Here is a 22,218-nt window from a genome sequence, read left to right on the forward strand (position 1 = left end):
CTCGGCCGCGCTCTCGCCGCGCTTATTCGCCTCCCCACCACACTACCACCTATGAGCGCCCCCCACCGCAACGACATCGCCCCCGCGAGCGTCTCGGTCGCCCTCCGCGAGGAGGGCGTCGAGGTCGAGTACCTCGACGGACGGGTGACCTTCTACCACGGCGTCCCGCAGGTCGTCAAGGACACCCTCACGACGCCGCCGGGCAAGGAGACGCACGTCCTCGTCACCGACCCCACCGAGACGGAGGGCGTCCTCCTGTACGTGAACGACCTGAAGACCCACGACGACATCCTCGAACAGACCGGTGTCGGGCGCGTCATCCTCGGCGAGAACGAGGAGGAGGAACTGTTCCCCGGCGTCGTCGCCCGCCGGCCGGGCGGCCAGCGCACCGAGATCGAGGCCGACCCCGAGGTCGCCGGCGGGCGCGTGTTCGCGTTCGTCGAGGACGACTGGGGCGAGGACAGTTACGAGTTCGTCGCCGCGGAGGAGTGAGATGAGCCTCCGCAAAGCGTGGCGCGACCTCGACCGCGCGACCGTGGGCGCCGCGCCGGACCGCTACGGCGTGTACGAGTTGGGTGACGCCGACGGCGAGTCCATCGGCTACGCGGTCGGTGTCCTCCGAGACGAACTGAAAGAGGAGTTGGCGTACGGCGACGCGGTCAAGGTCCGGTGGACGGTCGCCGAGTCGCGCGAGCACGCAGAGCGACTCGTCGACGACTACTTCTGACCGTCGACGCCACAGCCGGCGGCGAGCGCGCGTGACCCCCGCTACTGCAGGTACGACGGGTCCTCGGCGTCGCAGTGTTCCTCGTGCTGTTCGGCGTCGTCCGGGTCGTCGAACAGCAGGCCGCACGCGTCGCACTGGTACCACGTCATGTCGTCACGCTCCGTTGCCGTGACCATAGGTAACACTCGTCGGTGCGGAGGTATATCGCTACCGGCGGCGCGAGTGTCGGACATCCCCGGCCCGTTCGGGCGGCGTCGACTCAGAAGTCGGGGAGGTCGTCGGGCGCCTCGAACTCGCTCTCCCAGTCGACGTACTCCTCCTTCAGCACCTCGCACACGACCTGCCCGAACTCGGTGAGTGCGGCGTTGATGCCCGACACCTGTCCCCAACTCACGAGGTCCGGGTGGAGGTCGCGCTCCTTCCAGTCCTCGGGGATGCCGGGCGCATGGTAGCCGACGCGGTCGGCGAAGTCGTCCCAGAAGAAGTCGAACCCGGCGAACAGCTCCAGTTCCTCGGCGATGCGCCACGTCTCGGCGTCCACGTCGGCGTCGGCCGACCACCGGTCGAACGCTTCCGCCCACGCGCCTTCGCTGAGGAACGCCTCCAACTCCTCGCGGTGGTACTCGTCGCCGCCGACCTCGGTGTCGTCGTACTGGCTGGGGTCGACGGTGGCGAGCGTCGGCGGCGGGGGTGCGTCAACGTCGAGGCTCATACCTCGTCGTAGCCGTGGGGGCGGCAAATGCCTGCTGGCGGCGACGACGCGACCCCCAGAACGCCGGAGTTATTCGCGCGACGACCGTACCGTGGGCCATGCCAACACGACGAGACCTCCTCGCGGGCCTCGCGAGCGCCGGCGCCGTCGGCGCCGCGGGGTGTGTGCAGGTGGGGTCGACCGACCGGGCTCCCGCCGCGGCTGGGAGCGACGCGGCGGATACGGGGGGCACGAACGACGCGAGTGCCGAGGCTGCACAGCTGTCCGGGTCGGCGACCGAGACTGAGGTGTACCGCTCGACGATCGAATCGGTCGTCGGCGTCCTCAACTACGGGCGCAACGGGCCACAGGGGAGCGGGTCCGGGTTCGTCGCGGGCGACGGCTACGTCGTGACGAACCAGCACGTCGTCGCGGGGGCGACCGAGACGAAACTCCGGTTCCAGGGGAACGTCTGGCGCGACGCCGAGGTCGTCGGCACCGACGCCTACTCCGATCTGGCGGTCCTGCGCGCGGAGAACACCCCCGAGTCGGCCACCCCGCTATCGTGGGTCGACACCGATCCCGAACCGCCGGTCGGCACGCCGGTCATGGCGATCGGCTCGCCGTACGGCTTCAGCGGCTCCGCCTCGACTGGGATCATCTCCGGCGTCGACCGGGTGCTCTCGGCGCCGAACAACTTCACCGTCGCCGACTCCGTCCAGACGGACGCCGCACTCAACCCGGGCAACTCGGGCGGCCCGCTCGTCACCTTCGACGGGGACGTGGCGGCGGTGGCCGCCCGCGGCGGCGGCGACAACCTCGGCTTCGGCGTCTCCGCGGCGCTCTCGAAGCGCGTCGTCCCCGCGCTCGCGAGCGACGGGGAGTACGACCACTCGTTCATGGGCGTCCGACTGGTCGAGGTGTCGCCCGCCATCGCCGAGGCGTACGACCTCGACGACGTGGGCGGCGTGCTCATCGTGCAGGTGATGGACGGCGGTCCCGCCGACGGCACACTGCTGGGTACCGACGGGAGCACCACCGTCGACGGCGTCTCGGTCCCCACCGGCGGCGACATCGTGGTCGGAATCGGCGGCACCGACGTCGACGTGCAGGCGGACCTCTCGAACTACCTCGCGCTAGAGACCGCTCCCGGCGACGCCGTCCAGTTCACCATGCTCCGCGACGGGACGGAGACGACCGTCGAGTTCGAACTCGGCGAGCGCCCCGACCCGACACGCTGAGGTCGGTTACCGGCTGTCGCCGTCGGTGTCACCCTCGGCGGCGGTGTCGCTCCCGCCGTCGGTCGCGGTCGCCCCTTCGTCGCCGAACTCGAACCCGTGCTGGTGGCCGCTATTCGCGTCACTCGTGGCCGCCGTGTCCGTCTCGAAACTGCCGGCGAGGTCGCGGAGGTCCTCCGCACGGCGGGCGAGGCGTTCGACCTCGCCGCTCACCTGGTCCAGCGACGCCGACTGTTCGGTCGCGGCAGCCGACACAGACTCCGCCTCGGCGGCCGTCTCCTCGCTGACGCTGGCGACCTCCTCGGACATCGTGACGACCTCCTCGGCGGTGGCCGCCTGGTCGTCGGCGGCCGTCGAGATGGACTGGACGCCGTCGTTGGCCTCCTCGACGGCCTCGACGACGTCGCCCAGTGCGCCCAGGCCCGCCTCGATGGTCTCGCTCCCCTCGTCGACGCGCTCGCGGGTCTCCTCGATGTCGGCGACCGCCTCCTCAGTCGACGACTGGACGGCGTCGATCCGGTCGGCGACGCGACCGGTCGCCTCGCGCGTCTCCGTCGCCAGTTGTTTCACCTCCTCGGCGACGACGGCGAACCCTTCGCCTTCGGCGCCCGCTCGCGCCGCCTCGATGGAGGCGTTGAGCGCGAGCGTGTTCGTCTGCTCGGCGATGTCGTCGATCAGCTCCACGATGTCGTTGATCTCGGCGACTTCCGACTCCAGGCCGCGCACCACGTCGGCGGTCTCCTCGGTGTGTTCCTCGATGGTCTCCATCTCCGCGACCGCCTCGTCGGCGAGGACGGCGCCGCGCTCGCCCCGTTCGGCGGCGTCGCCGGAGACGGACGCCACCTGGTCGGCGGTGGCGGCGACCTCCTCGACGGCCGCCGAGAGGTCGGCCATTTCCCCGGTGACCTCCCGGAGGTGCTCGACCTGTTTCTCCGCGCCGGCGGCGATTTCGTCGGTCGAATCGGCGACCGTGCCCGCCGCGCGCTCGGCCTCGCTGACGCCGGCGTCCGCCTCATCGCTGGCGACGGCCACCTCGCCGGCGACCCGGTCGACGCGACCGACGGCCGCCTCCAACTCGTCCATCATCTCGTTGAACTCCGCGGCGACGCGCGCCATCGCGGGGTCGTCCGCGTCGGCGTCGAGGCGGACGGTGAGGTCCCCATCGGCGGCCCGAGCCATCTCGGCGCCGTACGCGTCGGCGGTCGCCGCCAGCGCCTCGTTCGTCGCCTCCATCTCGACGATGAGCGACTCCAGGTCCGAGCGCATCGCCGCCAGCGACTCGCCCAGGTCGCCAGGCACGTCCCGCTCCAGCACGGGCGCGTCGAACTCGTTGTCGGCGATCACCGTCGCCTGCGCGGCGGCCGTCGCGAGGTAGCCGCGCACTTCGTCGAAGGCGTCCTGCACGGCGCCGACCTCGTCGATCCGGTCGTCGTCGTCGCCGGCGGCGGCGTCGGCGTTGCCCGCCGCGAGCGCCTCCGCACGGGTGGCGAGGTCGTGCAGCGTCCGCGAGGTGGACCGGCCCATCGTCGCCCCGATGACGACGAAGCCGAACGCGGCGATGGCGATGACGGCGCCGAGCGCGAGTCTGACCTGCGTGACCAGCGCGTACGCGACCGACTGCGGCACCGACCGAATGACCACCCAGTCGGTCCCCGGAACCGGCGCGTACGCCATCGTCGCGTCCATCGCGTCCATGTCGTGGGCGCCGGCGTGGTCGGCCCCGGCGACCAGCGCGTGGGCGTCGACGCCGCCGTCGAACTGTTCGCCCAACTGCTGCGTCTCGGACGCGAGGTGGATCGCCGCGTCCTCGGTGTCGACGACGCGGACGGTCCCCGCCCGGTCGTCGGTCGCGCTCGCACCCACCTCCGCCGTCTCGACGGTCATCACGAGCGCCGTGTCCGTGCCGGCGATCCAACTGGCGAACGCCATCAGGTTCGGCCCGGTGTGCTGGTACGTCGCCGAGACGACCGTCCCCGTCGGCGGCATCGACGACAGGTCGGACGCGCCGGACTCCCACTCGATGTGCGTGAGCGTGCTTCCGACAGCCACGTCGTCGGTGCTGCGCTCGACGGTCATCGTGTCCATGTCGACGACGTGGAACGCCTCGACCGACTCCGGCAACCGCCGGTGTTCGATCTCGATGACCGTCTGGACGCCGTCGCCGGTCTCACCCTCCAACTGCTGGGAGACGAGTCGGACCGTCCGCTGGTTCTCCTCGACCCAGATCGACACCTCGCTGGCGGTGGTCTCTGCGCTCGTCGTCAGATCCCCGTGGGTCTGCTCGCTCAACGTCGCGGCAACTTGGCCCTGTAGCACCACCCCTGCGCCCGCGACGAGGACCAGCGTCGCCAGCGTCAACGCGGTAAACTTGCGTAGATACGTTCGTCTGATCGGGTCCGGAACGTAACTCATACGCCCCGTTTTGGAGGATAGTATTTACGCCACACCCTCCGGCTATCAAGACAGAAAACGGTCTGACCGCCGAATGCTACCGCACCACTCTGGGCGTCGCCGTCCTCACTCGAGTCGCGTCGCCACGTCCTCCAACTGCGTCCGACGCTCCTCGGTCGCCTCCTGGCGGAGCGCCTCCTCCTCGGGCGTGGGGCAGTCGAGCGAGGGGACGGGGGTGGGCGTGCCGTCGTCGTCGAGCGCGACGAACGTGAGGAACGAGGTGGTCGTCTGGTGCTGTTCGCCGGTCTTGGGGTTCTCGGCGCGCACGTCGACCTTCACGTCGACGCTGGTGCGGCCGGTGTTGAACACGTACGCTTCGAGCACGGCGACCTCTGCGAGGTCGATGGGGGCGATGAAGTCGACGTGGTCCATCGACGCCGTGACGCACTGGCGGCGGGAGAAGCGCATCGCCGCGATGGCGCCGCAGATGTCCATCCAGTGGAGCACCGCGCCCCCGAGCGCGCGTCCGAGGTTGTTCGTGTCGTTCGGGAGGATCAGTTCGGTCATCTCCGTGTAGGAGGCCGCGAGCGTCCCGTCTGCGGCTGTCTCGTCGGCGTCCGTCGGGTCCACGTCGGTCACGTCGCCTCGTTGCGCCGCGGATGGTATCAACCCTGCCGGTCCGCGGGAACGGCCGAACGCTTCACGGGGGTGCCTCCCGTAGCGTGTGCCGTGATCACGAATCGCGAGATCTCCTCGCCGGCGCTGGTCGACGAGGCGCTCGACGAGGTCGTCGAGTCAGCACGTGAGAACGGCATTCCGGCGGCGGAGTTGGCGAGAGTGTTCGACGAACGGGCCGCAGAACTGCGGAGAAACGGCGACTCGACCGACCTCGCGTCCGAGTCTCAGCGGTAGCGGTACTCGTCGTCGGTGTCGGACGACTCCGACCGACCGGTGTCACGAGGGCCCGTGTCCGGCGGCGACCGCTCGGAGTCGTCGTCGAGTTCCACCGTCTCGGGCGGTTGCCCGGCGGTGTCGATCACCTCGTCGCTGACGCGGATCGGACACTCTACCCTGACCGCGAGCGCGATGGCGTCGCTCGGGCGCGCGTCGAAGACGAACTGCTCCGGCTCGCCGTTCTCGTAGCGCTCGGCGGTGAGCTTCCCGTAGAAGGTGCCGTCGGCGAGGTCGTCGATGCGCACGGAGTCGAGTGCGCCGCCGAACTCGGTCACCATGTCGACGAGCAGGTCGTGCGTCAGCGGCCGGTCGAACTGCTCGCCCGCCAGTCCCCCCCGGATCGAGCGCGCCTGGTCGGCGGTCACGAAGATCGGGAGGTACTCACCGCGCGCGCGGAGGACGACCGCGGGCACCTCCTCACCGTTGGGCCCCGCTCCCACCCCGATGCCGGCGACTTCGGCCTCGTGGTCCATACGCGTCACACGCGGGCCGAGCATGAATACCTACCGCGGGCTCCCGGTCCGTGCCGTTCGTCGTTCGCCGGTCGTGTTCGCCCAGACGGAGTGTCGCTCGTGTCGGTCACGTGGGACTCCGACAGGCGTATACCGGTCGGCCGGAAAGACGCGGCAATGAGTTTCGGAACCGAGTCGCACGCGGGGGGCCGCGCGTGAGCCGCGATCCGGACGCGGTGGACCGCGCCGCCGCGGAGGCAACCGACGCCGCCGACGCTCCCGCGCCGGGCGGAGGGCCGCGTCCGTCCAACGAACGCGGTGAGGGGAGCGTCCGCGTCGTCGGGACCGCCCACGTCTCGGAGGCGTCCGTCCGCGAAGTCGAGGAGACCGTCGCCGAGGAGCGCCCCGACATCGTCGCCGTCGAACTCGACGAGGGGCGCTACCGGCAGATGAAGGGGGAGACGCCGGACGACCTCGATCCCGGCGACCTGCTGAGGGGGAACACCGTCTTCCAGTTCCTCGCGTACTGGATGCTGTCGTACGTCCAGACGCGGATGGGCGACCGCTTCGACATCGACCCCGGCGCAGAGTTGCTCGCGGCTGTCGACACCGCCGAAGACCTCGGCATCTCCGTCGCCTTGGTCGACCGCGACATCCAGACGACGATCCAGCGCTTCTGGGCGCGCCTCTCCGTGATGGAGAAGCTCCGGATGGTCGGAGCGCTCGCGTTCGGCGTCACCGACCCGCGCGTCGCCGGCATCACGTTCGGACTCGTCGTCGGCATCCTGCTGGGCCCCGCCATCGGCCTGTTCGGCGGGAGCGTCGGCATCACCGGCGCCGTCCTCACGCGCGTCGCGGTCGGCGCCCTCGCCGGCGCCGTCGCGGGCTACCTCGCGTTCCGGGCCGCCGCCGCCTCGCTCGGCGGTGACGCCGGCGCAGACGCACCGAGCGAGGTGACCACCCTCGGCGTCGGCGCGGTCGTCGCCGTCGTCGTCGGCGCCGCCGTCGCCGTGACCGGTGTCGGCGTCTCCCCGGTCGCGGGCCTGCTCTCGGACACCGTCCTCCGGGCGGTGGGGAGCCTCGCGCTCGGCCTCCTGGCTGGACTGGCCGTCGGTGCGGTTGCCGCGCTCGCCATCGACGCGCTGGGCATCGAGGCCGCGACGGACGCCGACGACCTGGAGGGGTTCGACCCGGACGAACTCACCGACGCCGACGTGGTGACGGCGATGATGGAGGAGTTCCGGCAGTTCTCCCCGGGCGGCGCCGAGGCGCTCATCGACGAGCGCGACGCGTACATCGCCCACCAGTTGGTCGGCCTCCGCAACGAGGGGTACGACGTGGTGGCAATCGTCGGCGCGGGCCACCGCGCGGGCATCGAGGGGTACTTGGAGGCGCCTGAGACGCTGCCGCCGATGGACTCGCTGGTCGGCACGGCCAAGTCGGGGGGAATCCCGTGGGGGAAACTCGCCGCCTTCGGCATCTCCGCCGCGTTCATCGCCTTCTTCGTGCTGCTGGCGATGGCGGGTGTCCGCAACGAGCAACTGCTCACGCTGTTCGCGGCGTGGTTCCTGATCAACGGCGTGTTCGCCGCGGGGCTCGCCAAACTGGCGGGTGCGCGCTGGCGGTCGGCGGGCGTCGGCGGCGCCGTCGCGTGGATGACCTCGGTGAATCCCCTGCTCGCGCCGGGGTGGTTCACGGGCTACATGGAACTCCGGCACCTCACGGTGAACGTCTCCGACATCGGCACGCTGAACGAACTGCTGTCGGACGAGTCGCGACCGATCCGGGCAATCGTCTCCGACATGCTCGACGTGCCGCTGTTTCGCCTCATCGTCGTCGTCGCGGCGACGAACGTCGGGAGTCTGATCGCGTCGGTGCTGTTCGCCGCGTACGTCGTCCCCGCGTTCGCGGGGAGCATCGACGCCAGCATCACCGACTTGATGATCCAGGGTGCGCGCGAGTCCGCTCGGATCATCTGGGGGGCCGTCGCGTGAGGCGCGGCGACGCGGCGACGGACGGCGGCACCGCCGCCGGCTACGCGGTCGCCGCTCGCCGACTCACGTTCTCCTCGCGCGAACTCCGCGACTTCGCACTCGCGTGGGTGGCGCTGTCGGTCGCGTTCACCGTCTTCTTCGCGGGCGGTGGCACCGTCGTGATCAACAACCTCCGACTGGGCGCCTACGGCACCCTCGGTGGCCTGTTCTTCGTGAGTCTCGCCACCGCAGGCGTCGCGTTTCTCCTCCACGAACTCGCACACAAGGTGGTGGCCGTCCGCTACGGCCAGCGCGCCGCGTTCCGCGCCGACTACGGAATGCTGTTCCTGGCCGTCGTCGCCGCCACCGCGGGCTTCCTGTTCGCCGCTCCCGGCGCCGTCCACCACGCTGGGCGGATCACGAAGCGCGAGAACGGGCTCATCGCGCTGGCTGGACCAGTCGTGAACCTGGTACTGGCAGTCGTGTTCGCCCCGCTGCTCGTCGTCGGACTCGCGGGGTTCTCGTCGCTGGCGCTCACCGTCGGCACGTACGGCGTCGCGGTGAACCTGCTGTTGGCGGCGTTCAACCTCATCCCGTTCGGCCCGCTCGACGGTGCGACCGTCCGGGAGTGGTCGACCGCGGTGTGGCTCGCGGCGTTCGTTCCGAGTGCGGTGCTGGCGGCCGGGTTCGCGCTGGTGTTGTTGTTCTGACCCGGCAGTCCCGGTCGCTCCCCGCGGTCGCTCCCTCGACCGCGCTGTCGGTGTGCTTTTGCTCCCGCCGCTACCCCGCTCACACATGACCGAGGAGGGCGCCGACGAGACCGACCACGACGGAACCGACGAGGAAGAGGGACTGACGTACGCCGACGCGGGCGTCGACATCGACGCAAGCGAGGCGGCGACGGCGGCGCTCGTCTCGGCGGTCGGCGACGTCGGCGCCGAGGGGAGCGACTACGCCGGCCTGCTCGACATCGGCGACCGCTACCTCGCGCTCGCCACCGACGGCGTCGGCACCAAACTGCTCGTCGCCGAGGCGCTGGGCGACTACTCGACGGTCGGCATCGACTGCATCGCGATGAACGCCAACGACCTCGTCGCCGCGGGCGTCGACCCGGTCGCGTTCGTCGACTACCTCGCGGTCGACGAACCCGACGAGACGTTCTCCGAGCAGGTCGGCGCCGGACTCCGGGAGGGGGCCGAGCGCGCCGGCGTCGCGCTCGTCGGCGGCGAGACCGCGGTGATGCCCGAAGTGATCAACGGACTCGACCTCGCGGGCACCTGCGCGGGCCTCGTCGCGAAAGACGCCGTGTTCGACGGGCACGCCGAACCGGGCGACGCGCTCGTCGGGTGGGAGTCGTCGGGTATCCACTCGAACGGGCTGACGCTCGCTCGCGAGGCCGCGACGCGCGACCACGACTACACCGACCCGTGCCCGTTCGACGGCTACGACACCGTCGGCGCGGCGCTGCTGGAGCCGACGCGTATCTACGCGGACCTGCTCGACCCGATGCGCGAGCACGGCGTGCGCGGCGCCGCGCACGTCACCGGCGGCGGCTGGACGAACCTCGAACGCCTCGGCGACAACCACTACGACGTGACCGACCCGTGGCCGGTCCAGCCCGTGTTCGAGTTCGTGCAGGAGCAGGGGAACGTCAGCGACGAGGAGATGCACCGGACGTTCAACATGGGGACGGGCTTCGTGGCCACCGTCGACCCCGACCGTGCGGAGTCGCTGGCAACGGAGACGGACGGCAAGGTGATCGGTACCGTCGCCGAGGGTGACGGCGTCGCGATCCGCGGTCTGGAGCTGTAAGGCCGACCCGCCCGCACGTCGTACCTCTCTTGTTCGGGGCGGTCCAACTGCCGCCCATGACCGAGGACATCGCGCTCGTCGGCGACCTCGTCGCCCGCGAGCGGCGGAGCGAGCGCCTTGCGCTCCACGCCGCCGAACTCGACCGCACGTACAGCTACTTCGACCTCTGTAACACCGCGTGCAAGGTCGGCAACGTCCTCAGCCACCGCGGCGTCCGCGAGGGCGACCGCCTCGTCGTCGACCCGGTCCCTCTACCGGAGTCGGTGCTCACGTTCCTCGGTGCCGGTCTGCTCGGGGCCGTCACGGAGTTCGACGCCGACCCCGGCCGCGAGTGCGACGCCCGTGCGGTCGTCGTCCCGGCGGACCGCGAGGCCGAGTTCGACCTCCCCGGCGGGTCGAAGCTGATCTGCTTCGGCGGCGACCCCGAGCGCCCGGACACGACCCACTGGGAGCAGGAGGTGTGGAGCGAGAACCCCGCGTTCCCACCGACGTTCCACGACTCCGGGGACCCGGTGTTGCGCGACCCGGACGCCGACCGAACGTACTCGCACGCCGAGTTGCTCGACGGTGCTGGCGAGGCGGTCGACGCGCTCGCGATCGACGCGGACTCGCGGGTGGCGGTTCGTGCACCGCTGTCTGACCCGCGAACGGTCGCGGCGGGCGTGCTCGCGCCGCTGCTCGCGGGCGGCGCGGTGGCGTTGCCGAACGGCGACGACCCCATCGACGCGACGGCGGCGGTCGTAGCTGAGAACGGCGACGCGGCGGAAGAACGGGTGCTCGCGGTCGACGCGGTGTCGCTCTAACTCGCCTCCTTCAGCGCCTCCAGCGCTTCGGGGTTCTCCATCGACGAGAGGTCGCCGGGGTCCTCGCCCTCGTAGACGGAGGCGATAGCGCGGCGGATGATCTTCCCCGACTGCGTCTTGGGGAACGCGTCGACGAACAGGATCTCACGGGGGCGGAACGGCTTGCCGTGCTCTTCGCCGACGAGCGCTCGGAGGTCTTCCTTCAGTTCCTCGGACGGCTTTACGCCGGGTTCGAGGACGACGTACGCGACGACCGCGGTGCCCGTCGTGTCGTCGTCGACGCCGACCGCCGCGGCCTGGTTGACGGCGTCGTGGTCAATGAGGACGCCTTCGATTTCGGCGGGGCCGACCTTCCGCCCGGCGACGTTGAGCGTGTCGTCGGCGCGCCCGTGGAGGAACCAGAAGCCGTCGTCGTCCTTCTGGGCCCAGTCGCCGTGGTTCCACATCGGCGGGTCCGTGAACTTCGACCAGTACTCCTCCAGGTAGCGCTCGTCGCCCGACCAGAGGCTCTTGGTCATGCTCGGACAGGAGTCGCGCGCGACGAGGTAGCCGCGCTCGTGGGTGTCGGCGATGCTCTCGCCGCCCTCGTCGACGATGTCGATGTCCATCCCCAGTCCCGGACCGCCGAGCGTGCACGGCTTGAGGGGCTGGTCGGGCATCGGCATGAGGAAACAGCCACAGATCTCTGTGCCGCCGGAGATGTTGACGATGGGCGCCTCGCCGCCGCCGACGTGCTCGTAGAACCACAGCCAGGACTCGGGGTCCCACGGCTCGCCGGTCGACCCGAGGATGCGGAGACTGGAGAGGTCGTGCCCCTCGACGTGTTCGTCGCCGTACTTCCGCAGTGCGCGGATCGCGGTCGGCGAGATGCCGAACTGTGTCACGTCGTGGCGGTCGATCATCTCCCAGAAGCGGTCCGGCTTGGGGTGGTCGGGCGCACCCTCGTACATGAGGATCGTCCCACCGAACGTGTGGTTCCCGATGAGCGTCCACGGACCCATCATCCAGCCGATGTCGGACACCCACCAGAACACGTCGTCGGGCTGCTGGTCGAAGCCGAAGTGGATCTCCTTGGCACACTGCAGTTGGACGCCGGCGTGGGTGTGGACGATGCCCTTCGGCGTCCCGGTCGTCCCCGAGGAGTACAGCAGCATCGACTCCTGGTCGCTGGGGAGTGCCTTCGTGTCGTACTCCGAGGACTGCTCGGCGACCGAGTCAGCCCACCACTCGTCGCGGTCGTCGGTCCACGGCGTCTCGACGTCGCTCCCCGAGTCGCTCCCATCCAGGCGGTCGTACACGACCACGTCCTCGACGTGACCGACCTCGTCGATGGCCTCGTCGGCGGCGCCCTTCAGCGTCACCTCGCTGCCGCGGCGGTAGAAGCCGTCCGCCGTGAACAGCACTGCACACCCGGAGTCGTCGATGCGAGTCGCGGTCGCGTCGACGCCGAACCCCGAGAAGATGGGGACCGCGATGGCGCCGACCTTGAAACAGCCGTAGAGGATGCTCATCACCTCGGGCACCATCGGCATGTAGAGGCCGACCGTGTCGCCCGTCTCGACGCCGACCGACTCCAGGTAGTTCGCGACCCGGTTGCTCTGTGCGTGGAGGTCGCCGAACGTCACCTCGCGCGTGTCGCCGGGTTCGCCCTCCCAGACGCACGCCACGTCGTCACGGGTGTCGCCGGCGGCGTGACGGTCGAGGACGTTGTGTGCGACGTTGATCTCGCCGCCCGGATACCAGTCGGTGAACTGTGGTCCGTCGGCGTCGTCGCGGACGGCGTCGTAGTCGGTGTAGAACTCGACATCGAGGTAGTCGACGAGTTCGTCCCAGAACCAGTCGACGCCGGAGGCCGGTTCTCCGTCGACCTCGGTCGTCGTGCGCTCGATCAACGCCTCGTAGTCGTCGATGCCGTACGCGCGCTCGAACGCGCGGACGTTCGTCGCCTCGGCGAACGCCTCGCTTGGCTCGTGGACCACGGTGTCCGTGTCGACCGCTGTGGCCGGGTCGTCGCTCATGTGCGGCGGTTTTTGCGGCGACGCCAAGTAGTTTTATACCATTCCGGCGGTCGCGACCCGGACGGCCCCGCCCCCTGCCGCGACAAGAGCGAAGTACCGCCGCCGACAGCGGCCGGTATGCCCGACGACACAGACGCCTTCGACCCTGCCACCGCGTTCGACCTCTCCGGTCGCGTCGCCGTCGTCACCGGCGGGACGCGCGGCATCGGTCGCGCCATCGCGCTCGGCCTCGCGAACGCCGGCGCCGACGTGGTGCCGACGAGCCGAACCGCCGCCGACGTGGACGACGCCGTCGCGGCCGTCGAATCCCGTGGGGTCGACTCGCTCGCGGTGCCGACGGACGTGACCGACACCGACGACGTGACCGACCTGTTCGCGGCCGTCGAGTCCGAGTTCGGCGGCGTCGACGTCGTCGTCAACAACGCCGGCGTCAACCCGGAGGGCGCGCTCGGGCCGCCGGAGGCGACGACCGAGGAGGCGGAGGAGTTCGTCCTCGACGTGAACCTCCGCGGCGCGCTGCGGTGTGCGCGCGCCGCCGCCGAGTCGCTGGCCGCGAGCGGCGGCGGGAACCTGATCAACGTCGCCTCCGTCGGCGGCCTGGTCGGCCTCCCGCGCCAACACCCGTACGTCGCCTCGAAACACGGACTCGTCGGCGTGACGAAGTCGATGGCGCTCGACTGGGCGCCCGACGTGCGCGTCAACGCCGTCGCCCCGGGCTACGTCCTCACCGACCTGACGGCGGACATCGAGGGAAACGACCGGCTGATGGCGTCGATCCGCGACCGGACGCCGCTGGCGCGGTTCGCCGAGCCCGAAGAGGTCGCCGGGCCGGTGGTGTTCCTCGCGAGCGACGCCGCGAGCTACGTCACGGGCGCGTGTCTGAGTGTGGACGGCGGGTGGACGGCACGGTAGTCGGGTCGGCACGCCCGTGTCGGTGTTACTGCCAGCCGGGAACTCGCCCCACCGACTTTCTCTCGGGTGGTCGTTGCCTGTCGCATGGGAGAACTCGAGACCGAGGCGGAACAGACGCGCGCGGAGGTCGCGACGTACCTCCGCGACCTCGCCGACCAACTCGACGCCGACGGCCCGGTGACACTCGACCTCGGCGGCACCGAGGTGCGGGTGGACCCGACCGACCCCGTGACGTTCAAACTGGAGGGTGAGTCTGACTGGTCGCCCGGCGACGCGACGGCGAAACAGAGCGTCGAGTTCGAGTTGGTGTGGTGGCGCGACGTCGAGGGCGCCGACGAGGCGGCGCTGGACGTGCGGTCGTAGCGGTGGGGGCGACCGGTCGACCGTGGTGAAGCGGTGGGGGCCTCCACAAACGGTAACTCCCGCCCCTACGTATCGCCCGTCATGTACGTCCGCGACGCCAGGAACCGAGACGAGGCGTGGCTGCTCGACCGCATCGAGGAGATGGGCCTCGACGAGCGGGCGTTTCGCTCGCGCGACTACGTTATCGCGGTCGAGGAGGGCTCCAACACCCGGGCGGGGTTCGGGCGCCTGCGCATCCACAAGACCGACGACGGCGACTACATCGAGTTGACCGGTATCGGCGTGTTGGAGTCGTGGCGCGGCCAGGGCGTCGGCGCCCACGTCGTCGAGCGACTCGTCGAGAAGGCCGGCGACGACGAGTTCGACGACATCTACTGTTTCACGCCGACTGCGTCGTACCTCGAACAGTTCGGATTCGCCGCGGTCGACGACGACGAGGTGCCCGACGCGCTCGCCGAACGCCTCGCCGTCGTCGAGGGGGACAACGCCGACCCGGTGACGCCGATGCGGCTCCCCCGCGAGGCGTTCGTCATGCCCGACCGTCTCCGCGAGCGGTTCAAGCACGCGACCGCCGAGGGCGACGCCGCCGAACCGGCCATCGAGGAGACGGCCGAGGACTTCGGCATCGACCCGGAGGAGGCGACGTACAAGTACGACACCGGGCGGTAGCGATCCGACCGTGACTCCGCCGACGCGGTCGCCGTCACAGTCTGTCGCCCGAACGAGCGGTGCCGCCAGTTCCGGGCGATGACCCTCGACCCGCCCGCCGACTCGTCTGCCCAGCCGACCGCCGAGGGCGACGAGCGCACACCGACCGGCCCCGAGGGCCGCGGGTGGCGCGGGGTGGTCGCGTTCCTCCTGCTCGCGTTCGGCTGGTCGTGGGGGGTCTGGGGGCCGCAGGCGCTCGCCGCCGAAGGGGTGATCCGCGCGGCACCGACGCTCCCCGCCGTCGGGGCGTTCGGCCCGACTGTCGCCGCGTTCGTCCTCGTCGCGTACGCCGACGGGTGGTCCGGGGTCCGCCGTCTCGCGGCGCGAGCGGTTCGTGTGGACTTCCCGAGGCGGTGGCTCGCACCCGCGCTGTTGCTCGCGCCCGCACTCGTGGTGCTCGCGCTGGGCGTCGCGTTCGCGACCGACACGGCCCCGTCGTTCCCGTGGGCCGGCAGCCCCGTCGTGCTCCCGGTCGCGTTCGTGTTCGTGCTCCTGCTCGGTGGTCCCGTCCAAGAGGAGTTCGGCTGGCGAGGCTACCTGCTGGACCCGCTGCAGGAACGACTCTCCGCGCTCGGCGGCGGCGTCGCCGTCGGACTGATCTGGGCGCTGTGGCACGTCCCGCTGTTCTACGTCCCGAGTGAGACGATCTACTACCGGCGTTCGTTCGTCGGGTTTGCCGTCTCGATCACGCTACTGTCGGTCCTCCTCACGTGGCTGTACAACAACACGAACGGGAGTCTGCTCCCGGCGCTCCTCTTGCACGCGACGTGGAACTGGTCGCAGGTGATGTTCCCGGTGCTCGACTCCGATCCCGCGAGCCTCGCGATGGTCGTCCTGCTGGCCGTGACGACGGTGGGGGTGGTCGGCTACTGGGGCCCGAGTCGGCTGACCCGTTTGCCCGCCCTCCCGGCCGACTTGCGTCCCGGGCGGTAGCGTGTGGAGACGACTCGGCGTCGAGACGAGCGTGTTCGGACGTGTCGATAGTCGTTGAGCGTTCCTCCGACTGGGGGGAGGAGTCAGCGGTCCGAGTGCCGCTCAGGTCCGGCCTTCGAGGAAGTCCGTCGAGAACACCAAGTACGCGAGCACCGAGCAGAAGAGGATCGGCGGGAGGATGGCGAACCCCCACAGCGGGTCGATCCCCCAGAACAGCAGCAGCAGCACGTCGGCGATACCGATCGCGAGGAACGGGATCACCGCGACGACCGCCCAGAACCGGCTCCGTCCGCCCTCCTCGTCCTCGGCCTCCTCGGCCGCGAACTCTCCTGACTCGCCGCCGTCGCGGGCGCTCGTCGCCATACCCGACCTCGGATCCGCGGCCACAAAAGGGGCCCGCTCGGCGGCCACGCGCGCCTCCGGATCAGTTCACGGCGTCGTCGTCGAACCGGGAGGCGACCGTCACCAACCCGAACAGCGTCCCGAGGACCGCCAGCGAGAGGACCGCCCCGTACAGCGCCATCGCCGCCGGCGACCCCGGGAGCGTGACGGCGCCGAACACCGTGACCGCGGGGACGGCGTTGTTCGCGGCGACGACGTAGCCCGCTGCCGCGGCGAACAGCGTCACCGCCGCCGCCGCGCCGACGAGGTACGGGCGACCCGACGCCTCGGTCGTCTCCGCCTCGCCCTCGATCAACCCCTCCTCGTCGCCGTCGGCGTCGTCTGTCGCCGTCGCGGATTCGCGCACGACCGGATTTGGGTCGCACTCCACAAGGCGCTGTCGGGGGCGGATCGTCGGTCGTCGGGGCGGCGCCACACGACCCACGATTAAGTGCGCGCGCCGGGTTCGTCGGAGTATGACAGACGACTCCGCCGTCCCCGCGGCCGACCCGCTCGTCGCCGCCGCCCGCGAGGCGTTCGCCGACGCGTACGTCCCCTACTCCGAGTACCCCGTCGGCGCCGCCATCCGCACCGCCGACGGCACCGTGTTCGTCGGCTGCAACATCGAGAACGCCAACTACTCCAACTCGCTGCACGCCGAGGAGGTCGCCATCGGCGAGGCGGTGAAGAACGGTCACACGGAGTTCGACCGTCTCGCGGTCGCCTCCGACGCCCGCGACGGCGTCACCCCGTGTGGGATGTGTCGCCAGACGCTCGCGGAGTTCTGTGACGCCGACCTGGAGGTCGTCTGCGACGAGGGCGACGGCGTGTCGACGTACACGCTCGGAGAGTTGCTCCCCGACACGATCAGTCTCCAGACACTCACCGACGCGGAGGAACAGCGGAGACAGCGGTAGTCGGTCCGGTCACTCGCGCCGACGTGCGCCGACGAGGAACGCCGGCGACCGAGACCCGCGGCGCTCGAAGATAGCGTCGGACACGAACGCCAGATCCCACCCGCGCTCGGGCCGGAACAGGTCGCGGAGGTCCGCGCGCGAGAGCGACGCCCACGTCGCTGGCACCCCGTCCCCGCGCGCGTCACACAGGAGGAAGTACCACCCGCTCGGACGGAGTGTCCGCCTGACCGCCTCGACCGCGAGGCGCTGTTCGCGCGGCCCCAGACAGTGGAGCATCCCCGAGTCGACGACCGTGTCGGGCCGGAGACCGAGGTCGGCCAACCGGAGCGCGTCCCACACGATGAACCGCGCGGGCACCCGGCGCCACCGGGCCTTCTCGCGGGCCTGTCGGATCGCCGTCGGCGCCACGTCGACGCCGAGCACCTCGTGGCCGTGTCGCGCGAGGAACAGCGACAGTTCGCCGGTGCCGCAGCCGACTTCGATCACCCGGCGGCCGATCCGCCCCGCCTCCTCGAGGCGGACGAACGCCCGTTGGGGCCGCCCGATGTCCCAGTTGGGCGGCGCGCCGTGGTAGGAGGCGTCGAAGCCGTACGCGGCGGCGGGGTTGGCGTAGTCCAGTCCGGAGTAGACAGGCGGAGCCACGCCGAGACGGACGCGGGTGACCGGCTTAGTTCCGGGCGACGGTTCTCTCGCTCAGACGCCGTCGAGCAGTCGCGCGAACACGCGGTCCTGGTTCGGCATGTCCGCCCGGTCGGCGTAGTCGTCGGCCAACTCCAGCCACCGGAGCACGACCACGAGGTCGTGTTCCGGGTCGACCCAGACGACGTTCTGCCCGTGGCCGAGCATCGCGTACGCCGACGATGGCGCCGACGGCCACAGCGCGTTGTCGGTGTTGAGCCACAACAGGAAGCCGTAGTTCGGGTTCGCGTCACACGGCGCCGTCGCGCGGTCGACCCAGTCCGCCGAGAGGAGTCGGTCGTCGCCCCACCGGCCCCCGTTGAGCAAGAGGTGGCCCGCCCGAGCGAGGTCGCGCGCGGAGCCCCAGAAGCCGCCGCCCCAGTGCCCGCCGCCGGAGACGGACTGCATCGGTCGCCCCTCGACCTCGACGCTGGAGTTGTGGTAGCCGTGCCACTCCCACGTCCGCGTCGCGCCCGCGGGGTCCATCACCTCGTGCGCCAGGACGCGGGGGAGCGGCTTCGCCCACAGTCGCAACAGCGACAGCGCGAGGCGGTTGATCCGCACGTCGTTGTACTCCCAGTGGGTGCCCGGCGCCTCCAGGTCGCGGTGCTCGCCCTTGCCGGGGCCGCCGGTCTTGCCGACGCCGCGGTTGCGGTCGATGGTGTCGGGTCGGTCGAACAGCGTCCCCTCCCACTCGCTCGTCTGGTCGAGCAGGTGGCGCCACGTGATGGGTGCGTTCTGCTCGCTCGCGAATCCGCCGTCGCTCGCGTGGCTCGGGTGGTCGGTGACGCGCTCGTCCAACTCGAACAGCCCGCGGTCCCACGCGACGCCGGCGACGATGGAGAGGAACGACTTCGCCACCGAGAACGAGTGGTCGACCCGTCGGGTGTCGCCCCACTCGGCGACGAGTCGCCCCTCCTTGAGGATCAGCCCCGCGGGGCCGCCGCGCCGGTCGGGCATCGGGCCGAGCGTGTACCCCAACTCGCCCTCGGACTCGTCCCACGGCTCCTGGTTCGAGAAGTCGTATGCGACCTGCTCGGGCAGGGTGCCGTGCGTCAGGTGGAACTCGACGGCGTCGCGGACGGCGTCGGGGTCGAGGCCAGCGTCTGCGGGGGCGACCGACTCGAACCCCTCGTCGCCGGCGGCGGGGAACTGCATGGGTCGCGGTCCGCGTGTGCCGTCAAAAAGCGCCGGGAGTCGGCGACTGGTGCCGCAGAAACGAGCGAACTACAAGGCGGCTTCCAGTAGTTCCGGAACATGAGTGATCACGGCCCCAGCGACGACAGCGAGGACCCGAACGCGGAGGTTCAGTACCACATCGAGGTCGGCCCCGACGATGTGGCCGACACCGTCCTCCTCCCGGGCAACCCCGAGCGCGTCGACAAGGTGACCGCGCTGTGGGACGACCACGCAGAGAAGGCGTACCACCGTGAGTACCGCACCGCGACCGGGACGTACGACGGCGAACCGATCTCGGTCACGTCGACGGGTATCGGCTCTCCCTCCGCCGCTATCGCGGTCGAGGAACTCGCCCGTGCGGGCGTGGACACCTTCATCCGCGTCGGCTCCTGTGGCGCCATCCAAGAGGAGATGGACATCGGCGACCTCGTCATCACCTCCGGCGCCGTCCGCCAAGAGGGGACGAGCAAGGAGTACGTCCGCGAGGACTACCCCGCGACCGCCGACCACGAGGTCGTCTCCGCACTCGTGGCCGCCGCCGAACGCCTCGGCTACGACTACCACGTCGGCATCACCATGTCTGCCGACTCCTTCTACGCCGGGCAGGGGCGCCCCGGGTTCGAAGGGTTCCGCGCCGCCGGTGCCGACGACCTCGTCGACGAACTCAGAGAGGCGAACGTGAAGAACATCGAGATGGAGGCCGCCGCCATCACGACCATCGCGAACGTGTACGGCCTGCGCGCCGGCGCCGTCTGCACGGTGTACGCCAACCGCGTCACCGGCGAGTTCCGCACCGAGGGCGAGTCGCGGGCCGCCGAGTGCGCCAGCCTCGCGGCGGCGCTCCTCGCGCGGATGGACGAGGTGAAGCGCGAGGCGGGCGTCGACCGCTGGCACGCCGGCCTGTCGCTGGAGTAGGCGGGTCGCGGGTCCACCACGGTCGACCCCCGACAGATCGGGAGGTTGCGCCTCCGGACGCGTCCGTTGCTGGCGGTTTCAACACGCCTTTATCCTCCCCCTCGGAAACCGCAGCCATGAGCCAACAGGTCGTCGTCGTCGGTGCCGGGTACGCCGGTGCCGGGACGGTGAAAGCGTTCGAGGACGCGATCGAACCGGGCGAGGCAGAACTGACGTGGGTGTCCGACACCGACTACCACCTCGTCCTCCACGAGTCCCACCGGGTCATCCGCAAGCCCGAGGTGGAGTCGAAGGTCGCCATCCCGGTCGACGAGATCAAAGCCGACGACACGAACTTCGTGAAGGGCCGCGTCGTCGAGGTCGACACCGACGACCAGGTCCTCCACACCCGCGGTGGCGAGGAGGTCGAGTACGACTACCTCCTGCTGGCGGTCGGGTCGGCGACGGCGTTCTTCGGCATCCCCGGCCTCCGCGAGCACGCGCTCACGCTCAAGAGCCTCGACGACGCCCGCGAGATCCACCAGGCGGTCAAGAGCGCCGGGCAGGAGGCGACGACGACCGACCCCGCGAAGGTGCTCGTCGGCGGTGCCGGCCTCTCGGGCATCCAGTCCGCCGGTGAGATCGCGGAGTTCCGCGACGACAACAAGGCGCCCATCGACATCGAACTCGTCGAGGGGCTGGACTCGGTGTTCCCGAACAACGACCCCGAGGTGCAGGGTGCGATCCGCAAGCGCCTCGACAACAAGGACATCGCCGTCTCCACCGGCGAGTTCATCTCGAAGGTCGACGAGAACGCCGTCTACCTCGGCGGCGCCGAAGAGGAGTACTACGGCGAGGACGGCGAGGGCGACGCCCCCGCCAAGGAGGACATCGACTTCGCCGACGACCTCGTGATGGACTACGACGTGCTCCTGTGGACGGGCGGGATCACGGGCCAAGAGGAGGTCGACGACTTCCACGTCGACGCCGACGACCGCTCCGGTCGCGTGTACGCCGAGTCCACGTTCGAGACGAGCGCCGACAACGTGTTCGCCATCGGCGACACCGCGCTCGTCGACCAGGGCGACGAGGAGGTCGCCCCGCCGACGGCGCAGGCCGCCTGGCAGGCCGCCGAGGTCGCCGGCGAGAACCTCGCGCGCGCCGTCCGCGGCGCCCCGCTCAAGTCGTGGCAACACGAGGACAAGGGGACGCTCATCTCCATCGGCGACGAGGCGGTCGCACACGACGTGAAGGGCCCCGGCTTCTCGGTGCCGGTCAACACCTTCGGCGGTCCTGCCGCCAAGGCGCTGAAGAAGGGCGTCGCGAGCCGCTGGATCGCCGACGTCGCCGGCTACGGGCGCGCGCTCAACGCCTGGAGCGACATGTGAACCGGGCGGCGTAACCCTCTCAACCGAACCTGGTTCTTCTCTCTTGGTCGACCGTCGCCGTGAGCGGTCGCACTGCTATCCAGTCACAATTGGCGCCGCCGCTGCGGGGGCAGCGGTCGCAGAATCGTCCGTGACGCGGACACGTGCCCGCGGGGTTCGTGCTCGACCGTCGCCGATCAGTGCTCGGGCGGTTCGCTGGGCGCCTCCATGCCGTCGATCTTCAGGATCAGCACCGACGCGGTGTCGTCTTTCCCGTCGACGGTGCCGTCGATGACGAGCTTCGACAGCGGTGTCGGGCCGACGCTGACGGCGTCGCCCTCGTGGAAGTTCCGGACCGACCCCTGCAGGTGGATCTCCGCGCGGCACAGCTCGGGGTGGTGGACGGACGTGAGGTTGATCTCCTGGACGTTCACGTTCTCCAGGCGCTCGTCGTTGTGGAACAGCGGCGTCGACGCCGGTTCGTCCAGACTCTGGAGGTCGAGTGCCTCGAACGCGTTCGCGGTCGGCTTGTACCCGCCTTTCGGCCCAGGTACGCCCTCGACCAACTGCAGCGCCTTCAGGCTCTGCATCTGGTTGCGGATCGTGCCGGCGTTGCGACCGACGGCGTCGGCGATGGTCTCGCCTTTCACCGCGTCTTCCTCCTCGCGGTAGAGGTTCACCAGTTCGTTGAGGATCTTCCGTTGACTGTCGGTGAGCTCGATGGACGACATTTGTTCACGGTTTTCCGGGAACCTGCTTAAAACCACGGACCCAGGCTCGGGTGTGCTGGGCACCCTCCCTGTTGCAGTCGGCGAGTTCGGCCGACT

Annotated in this window: 26 protein-coding genes; 15 read left to right on the forward strand and 11 right to left on the reverse strand. The window is 70.4% G+C overall.

Annotation, left to right across the window (positions count from 1 at the left end; genetic code table 11):
* The first annotated feature begins 51 nt into the window (after positions 1-51).
* Positions 52-492: a DUF5796 family protein gene (locus tag P0R32_RS07375; RefSeq protein ID WP_276239308.1), complete on the forward strand. Its 441-nt coding sequence runs from the start codon at positions 52-54 to the stop codon at positions 490-492.
* A gap of 1 nt (position 493) precedes the next feature.
* Positions 494-727, forward strand: a complete 234-nt coding sequence (locus P0R32_RS07380) for a DUF7508 domain-containing protein (protein WP_276239309.1) — start codon at positions 494-496, stop codon at positions 725-727.
* A 41-nt stretch (positions 728-768) separates the two neighbouring features.
* Here P0R32_RS07380 and P0R32_RS07385 read toward each other — a convergent pair whose 3' ends face one another.
* Positions 769-903, reverse strand: coding sequence for a DUF7128 family protein (locus P0R32_RS07385; RefSeq protein WP_264084001.1), 135 nt, complete (start codon positions 901-903; stop codon positions 769-771).
* Positions 904-986: 83 nt separating this feature from the next.
* Positions 987-1,439, reverse strand: a complete 453-nt coding sequence (locus P0R32_RS07390; RefSeq protein WP_276239310.1) for a DUF7992 family protein — start codon at positions 1,437-1,439, stop codon at positions 987-989.
* A gap of 98 nt (positions 1,440-1,537) precedes the next feature.
* Here P0R32_RS07390 and P0R32_RS07395 point away from each other — a divergent pair, with 98 nt between their 5' ends.
* Positions 1,538-2,659, forward strand: coding sequence for a S1C family serine protease (locus P0R32_RS07395; protein WP_276239311.1), 1,122 nt, complete (start codon positions 1,538-1,540; stop codon positions 2,657-2,659).
* A 6-nt stretch (positions 2,660-2,665) separates the two neighbouring features.
* On the opposite strand, the gene P0R32_RS07400 is transcribed toward P0R32_RS07395, so the two are convergent.
* A complete protein-coding gene (locus tag P0R32_RS07400) occupies positions 2,666-5,068 on the reverse strand; it encodes a methyl-accepting chemotaxis protein (protein WP_276239312.1) in 2,403 nt (800 codons plus the stop codon).
* 105 nt (positions 5,069-5,173) lie between these two features.
* Positions 5,174-5,614, reverse strand: coding sequence for an acyl-CoA thioesterase (locus P0R32_RS07405; RefSeq protein ID WP_276239375.1), 441 nt, complete (start codon positions 5,612-5,614; stop codon positions 5,174-5,176).
* A 162-nt stretch (positions 5,615-5,776) separates the two neighbouring features.
* Between P0R32_RS07405 and P0R32_RS07410 the strand changes: the two genes are divergently transcribed.
* Positions 5,777-5,959 (forward strand): hypothetical protein, encoded by a 183-nt coding sequence (locus tag P0R32_RS07410; RefSeq protein WP_276239313.1) that lies wholly within the window; start codon positions 5,777-5,779, stop codon positions 5,957-5,959.
* Here the strand turns inward: P0R32_RS07410 and P0R32_RS07415 are convergent.
* Positions 5,950-6,474: a bifunctional nuclease family protein gene (locus tag P0R32_RS07415; RefSeq protein ID WP_276239314.1), complete on the reverse strand. Its 525-nt coding sequence runs from the start codon at positions 6,472-6,474 to the stop codon at positions 5,950-5,952. The genes P0R32_RS07410 and P0R32_RS07415 overlap by 10 nt on opposite strands.
* Before the next feature lie 194 nt (positions 6,475-6,668).
* Here P0R32_RS07415 and P0R32_RS07420 point away from each other — a divergent pair, with 194 nt between their 5' ends.
* From P0R32_RS07420 to P0R32_RS07435, 4 genes are all read left to right on the forward strand, one after another.
* Entirely contained in the window at positions 6,669-8,447 is a 1,779-nt protein-coding gene (locus tag P0R32_RS07420; RefSeq protein ID WP_276239315.1) for a TraB/GumN family protein, read from the forward strand.
* Entirely contained in the window at positions 8,429-9,136 is a 708-nt protein-coding gene (locus P0R32_RS07425; RefSeq protein WP_390218957.1) for a zinc metalloprotease, read from the forward strand. Before P0R32_RS07420 ends, P0R32_RS07425 begins: the two co-directional genes overlap by 19 nt.
* A gap of 85 nt (positions 9,137-9,221) precedes the next feature.
* Positions 9,222-10,238: a phosphoribosylformylglycinamidine cyclo-ligase gene (purM, locus tag P0R32_RS07430; protein ID WP_276239316.1), complete on the forward strand. Its 1,017-nt coding sequence runs from the start codon at positions 9,222-9,224 to the stop codon at positions 10,236-10,238.
* 56 nt (positions 10,239-10,294) lie between these two features.
* Positions 10,295-11,041 carry an acetyl-CoA synthetase gene (locus P0R32_RS07435; RefSeq protein ID WP_321170910.1) on the forward strand — a complete coding sequence of 249 codons (747 nt, stop codon included), beginning with the start codon at positions 10,295-10,297 and terminating at the stop codon, positions 11,039-11,041.
* On the opposite strand, the gene P0R32_RS07440 is transcribed toward P0R32_RS07435, so the two are convergent.
* Positions 11,038-13,059, reverse strand: coding sequence for an AMP-binding protein (locus P0R32_RS07440; RefSeq protein ID WP_276239317.1), 2,022 nt, complete (start codon positions 13,057-13,059; stop codon positions 11,038-11,040). The genes P0R32_RS07435 and P0R32_RS07440 overlap by 4 nt on opposite strands.
* Positions 13,060-13,176: 117 nt before the next feature.
* On the opposite strand from P0R32_RS07440, the gene P0R32_RS07445 reads away from it, so the two are divergent.
* The 4 genes from P0R32_RS07445 (at position 13,177) to P0R32_RS07460 (ending at position 15,975) form a co-directional block, all read left to right on the forward strand.
* Positions 13,177-13,971 carry an SDR family NAD(P)-dependent oxidoreductase gene (locus P0R32_RS07445; protein ID WP_276239318.1) on the forward strand — a complete coding sequence of 265 codons (795 nt, stop codon included), beginning with the start codon at positions 13,177-13,179 and terminating at the stop codon, positions 13,969-13,971.
* 84 nt (positions 13,972-14,055) lie between these two features.
* Positions 14,056-14,334: an amphi-Trp domain-containing protein gene (locus P0R32_RS07450; RefSeq protein WP_276239319.1), complete on the forward strand. Its 279-nt coding sequence runs from the start codon at positions 14,056-14,058 to the stop codon at positions 14,332-14,334.
* 81 nt (positions 14,335-14,415) lie between these two features.
* Complete coding sequence (locus P0R32_RS07455) at positions 14,416-15,003, forward strand: GNAT family N-acetyltransferase (RefSeq protein WP_276239320.1); 588 nt, start codon at positions 14,416-14,418, stop codon at positions 15,001-15,003.
* Between the two features lie 78 nt (positions 15,004-15,081).
* Entirely contained in the window at positions 15,082-15,975 is an 894-nt protein-coding gene (locus P0R32_RS07460) for a CPBP family intramembrane glutamic endopeptidase (RefSeq protein ID WP_276239321.1), read from the forward strand.
* 102 nt (positions 15,976-16,077) lie between these two features.
* Here the strand turns inward: P0R32_RS07460 and P0R32_RS07465 are convergent, their stop codons facing one another.
* Positions 16,078-16,338: a DUF8142 family protein gene (locus P0R32_RS07465; RefSeq protein WP_276239322.1), complete on the reverse strand. Its 261-nt coding sequence runs from the start codon at positions 16,336-16,338 to the stop codon at positions 16,078-16,080.
* 61 nt (positions 16,339-16,399) lie between these two features.
* A complete protein-coding gene (locus P0R32_RS07470) occupies positions 16,400-16,723 on the reverse strand; it encodes a DUF7520 family protein (RefSeq protein ID WP_276239323.1) in 324 nt (107 codons plus the stop codon).
* Positions 16,724-16,832: 109 nt separating this feature from the next.
* On the opposite strand from P0R32_RS07470, the gene cdd reads away from it, so the two are divergent.
* Positions 16,833-17,273 (forward strand): cytidine deaminase, encoded by a 441-nt coding sequence (gene cdd / locus P0R32_RS07475; RefSeq protein ID WP_276239324.1) that lies wholly within the window; start codon positions 16,833-16,835, stop codon positions 17,271-17,273.
* A 9-nt stretch (positions 17,274-17,282) separates the two neighbouring features.
* Here cdd and P0R32_RS07480 read toward each other — a convergent pair whose 3' ends face one another.
* Positions 17,283-17,915 carry a class I SAM-dependent methyltransferase gene (locus P0R32_RS07480; RefSeq protein WP_276239325.1) on the reverse strand — a complete coding sequence of 211 codons (633 nt, stop codon included), beginning with the start codon at positions 17,913-17,915 and terminating at the stop codon, positions 17,283-17,285.
* 51 nt (positions 17,916-17,966) lie between these two features.
* Positions 17,967-19,109 carry a serine hydrolase domain-containing protein gene (locus P0R32_RS07485; RefSeq protein WP_276239326.1) on the reverse strand — a complete coding sequence of 381 codons (1,143 nt, stop codon included), beginning with the start codon at positions 19,107-19,109 and terminating at the stop codon, positions 17,967-17,969.
* A 99-nt stretch (positions 19,110-19,208) separates the two neighbouring features.
* On the opposite strand from P0R32_RS07485, the gene P0R32_RS07490 reads away from it, so the two are divergent.
* Positions 19,209-20,045, forward strand: coding sequence for a nucleoside phosphorylase (locus tag P0R32_RS07490; protein WP_276239327.1), 837 nt, complete (start codon positions 19,209-19,211; stop codon positions 20,043-20,045).
* A gap of 116 nt (positions 20,046-20,161) precedes the next feature.
* Entirely contained in the window at positions 20,162-21,412 is a 1,251-nt protein-coding gene (locus P0R32_RS07495) for an NAD(P)/FAD-dependent oxidoreductase (RefSeq protein ID WP_276239328.1), read from the forward strand.
* A 176-nt stretch (positions 21,413-21,588) separates the two neighbouring features.
* On the opposite strand, the gene P0R32_RS07500 is transcribed toward P0R32_RS07495, so the two are convergent.
* Positions 21,589-22,122: an HTH domain-containing protein gene (locus tag P0R32_RS07500; RefSeq protein WP_276239329.1), complete on the reverse strand. Its 534-nt coding sequence runs from the start codon at positions 22,120-22,122 to the stop codon at positions 21,589-21,591.
* Positions 22,123-22,218: the final 96 nt, after the last annotated feature.

It is taken from the genome of Halobaculum marinum, from assembly GCF_029338555.1.
GTDB lineage: Archaea > Halobacteriota > Halobacteria > Halobacteriales > Haloferacaceae > Halobaculum > Halobaculum marinum.

What these genes read in the sequence shown, in the direction of transcription:
- P0R32_RS07375 (WP_276239308.1), top strand. Translation starts at nt 52, where the DNA reads ATGAGCGCCCCCCACCGCAACGACATCGCCCCCGCGAGCGTCTCGGTC.
- P0R32_RS07380 (WP_276239309.1), top strand. Translation starts at nt 494, where the DNA reads ATGAGCCTCCGCAAAGCGTGGCGCGACCTCGACCGCGCGACCGTGGGC.
- P0R32_RS07385 (WP_264084001.1), bottom strand. Translation starts at nt 903, where the DNA reads ATGGTCACGGCAACGGAGCGTGACGACATGACGTGGTACCAGTGCGAC.
- P0R32_RS07390 (WP_276239310.1), bottom strand. Translation starts at nt 1,439, where the DNA reads ATGAGCCTCGACGTTGACGCACCCCCGCCGCCGACGCTCGCCACCGTC.
- P0R32_RS07395 (WP_276239311.1), top strand. Translation starts at nt 1,538, where the DNA reads ATGCCAACACGACGAGACCTCCTCGCGGGCCTCGCGAGCGCCGGCGCC.
- P0R32_RS07400 (WP_276239312.1), bottom strand. Translation starts at nt 5,068, where the DNA reads ATGAGTTACGTTCCGGACCCGATCAGACGAACGTATCTACGCAAGTTT.
- P0R32_RS07405 (WP_276239375.1), bottom strand. Translation starts at nt 5,614, where the DNA reads ATGACCGAACTGATCCTCCCGAACGACACGAACAACCTCGGACGCGCG.
- P0R32_RS07415 (WP_276239314.1), bottom strand. Translation starts at nt 6,474, where the DNA reads ATGGACCACGAGGCCGAAGTCGCCGGCATCGGGGTGGGAGCGGGGCCC.
- purM (WP_276239316.1), top strand. Translation starts at nt 9,222, where the DNA reads ATGACCGAGGAGGGCGCCGACGAGACCGACCACGACGGAACCGACGAG.
- P0R32_RS07435 (WP_321170910.1), top strand. Translation starts at nt 10,295, where the DNA reads ATGACCGAGGACATCGCGCTCGTCGGCGACCTCGTCGCCCGCGAGCGG.
- P0R32_RS07440 (WP_276239317.1), bottom strand. Translation starts at nt 13,059, where the DNA reads ATGAGCGACGACCCGGCCACAGCGGTCGACACGGACACCGTGGTCCAC.
- P0R32_RS07445 (WP_276239318.1), top strand. Translation starts at nt 13,177, where the DNA reads ATGCCCGACGACACAGACGCCTTCGACCCTGCCACCGCGTTCGACCTC.
- P0R32_RS07450 (WP_276239319.1), top strand. Translation starts at nt 14,056, where the DNA reads ATGGGAGAACTCGAGACCGAGGCGGAACAGACGCGCGCGGAGGTCGCG.
- P0R32_RS07455 (WP_276239320.1), top strand. Translation starts at nt 14,416, where the DNA reads ATGTACGTCCGCGACGCCAGGAACCGAGACGAGGCGTGGCTGCTCGAC.
- P0R32_RS07460 (WP_276239321.1), top strand. Translation starts at nt 15,082, where the DNA reads ATGACCCTCGACCCGCCCGCCGACTCGTCTGCCCAGCCGACCGCCGAG.
- P0R32_RS07465 (WP_276239322.1), bottom strand. Translation starts at nt 16,338, where the DNA reads ATGGCGACGAGCGCCCGCGACGGCGGCGAGTCAGGAGAGTTCGCGGCC.
- cdd (WP_276239324.1), top strand. Translation starts at nt 16,833, where the DNA reads ATGACAGACGACTCCGCCGTCCCCGCGGCCGACCCGCTCGTCGCCGCC.
- P0R32_RS07485 (WP_276239326.1), bottom strand. Translation starts at nt 19,109, where the DNA reads ATGCAGTTCCCCGCCGCCGGCGACGAGGGGTTCGAGTCGGTCGCCCCC.
- P0R32_RS07490 (WP_276239327.1), top strand. Translation starts at nt 19,209, where the DNA reads ATGAGTGATCACGGCCCCAGCGACGACAGCGAGGACCCGAACGCGGAG.
- P0R32_RS07495 (WP_276239328.1), top strand. Translation starts at nt 20,162, where the DNA reads ATGAGCCAACAGGTCGTCGTCGTCGGTGCCGGGTACGCCGGTGCCGGG.
- P0R32_RS07500 (WP_276239329.1), bottom strand. Translation starts at nt 22,122, where the DNA reads ATGTCGTCCATCGAGCTCACCGACAGTCAACGGAAGATCCTCAACGAA.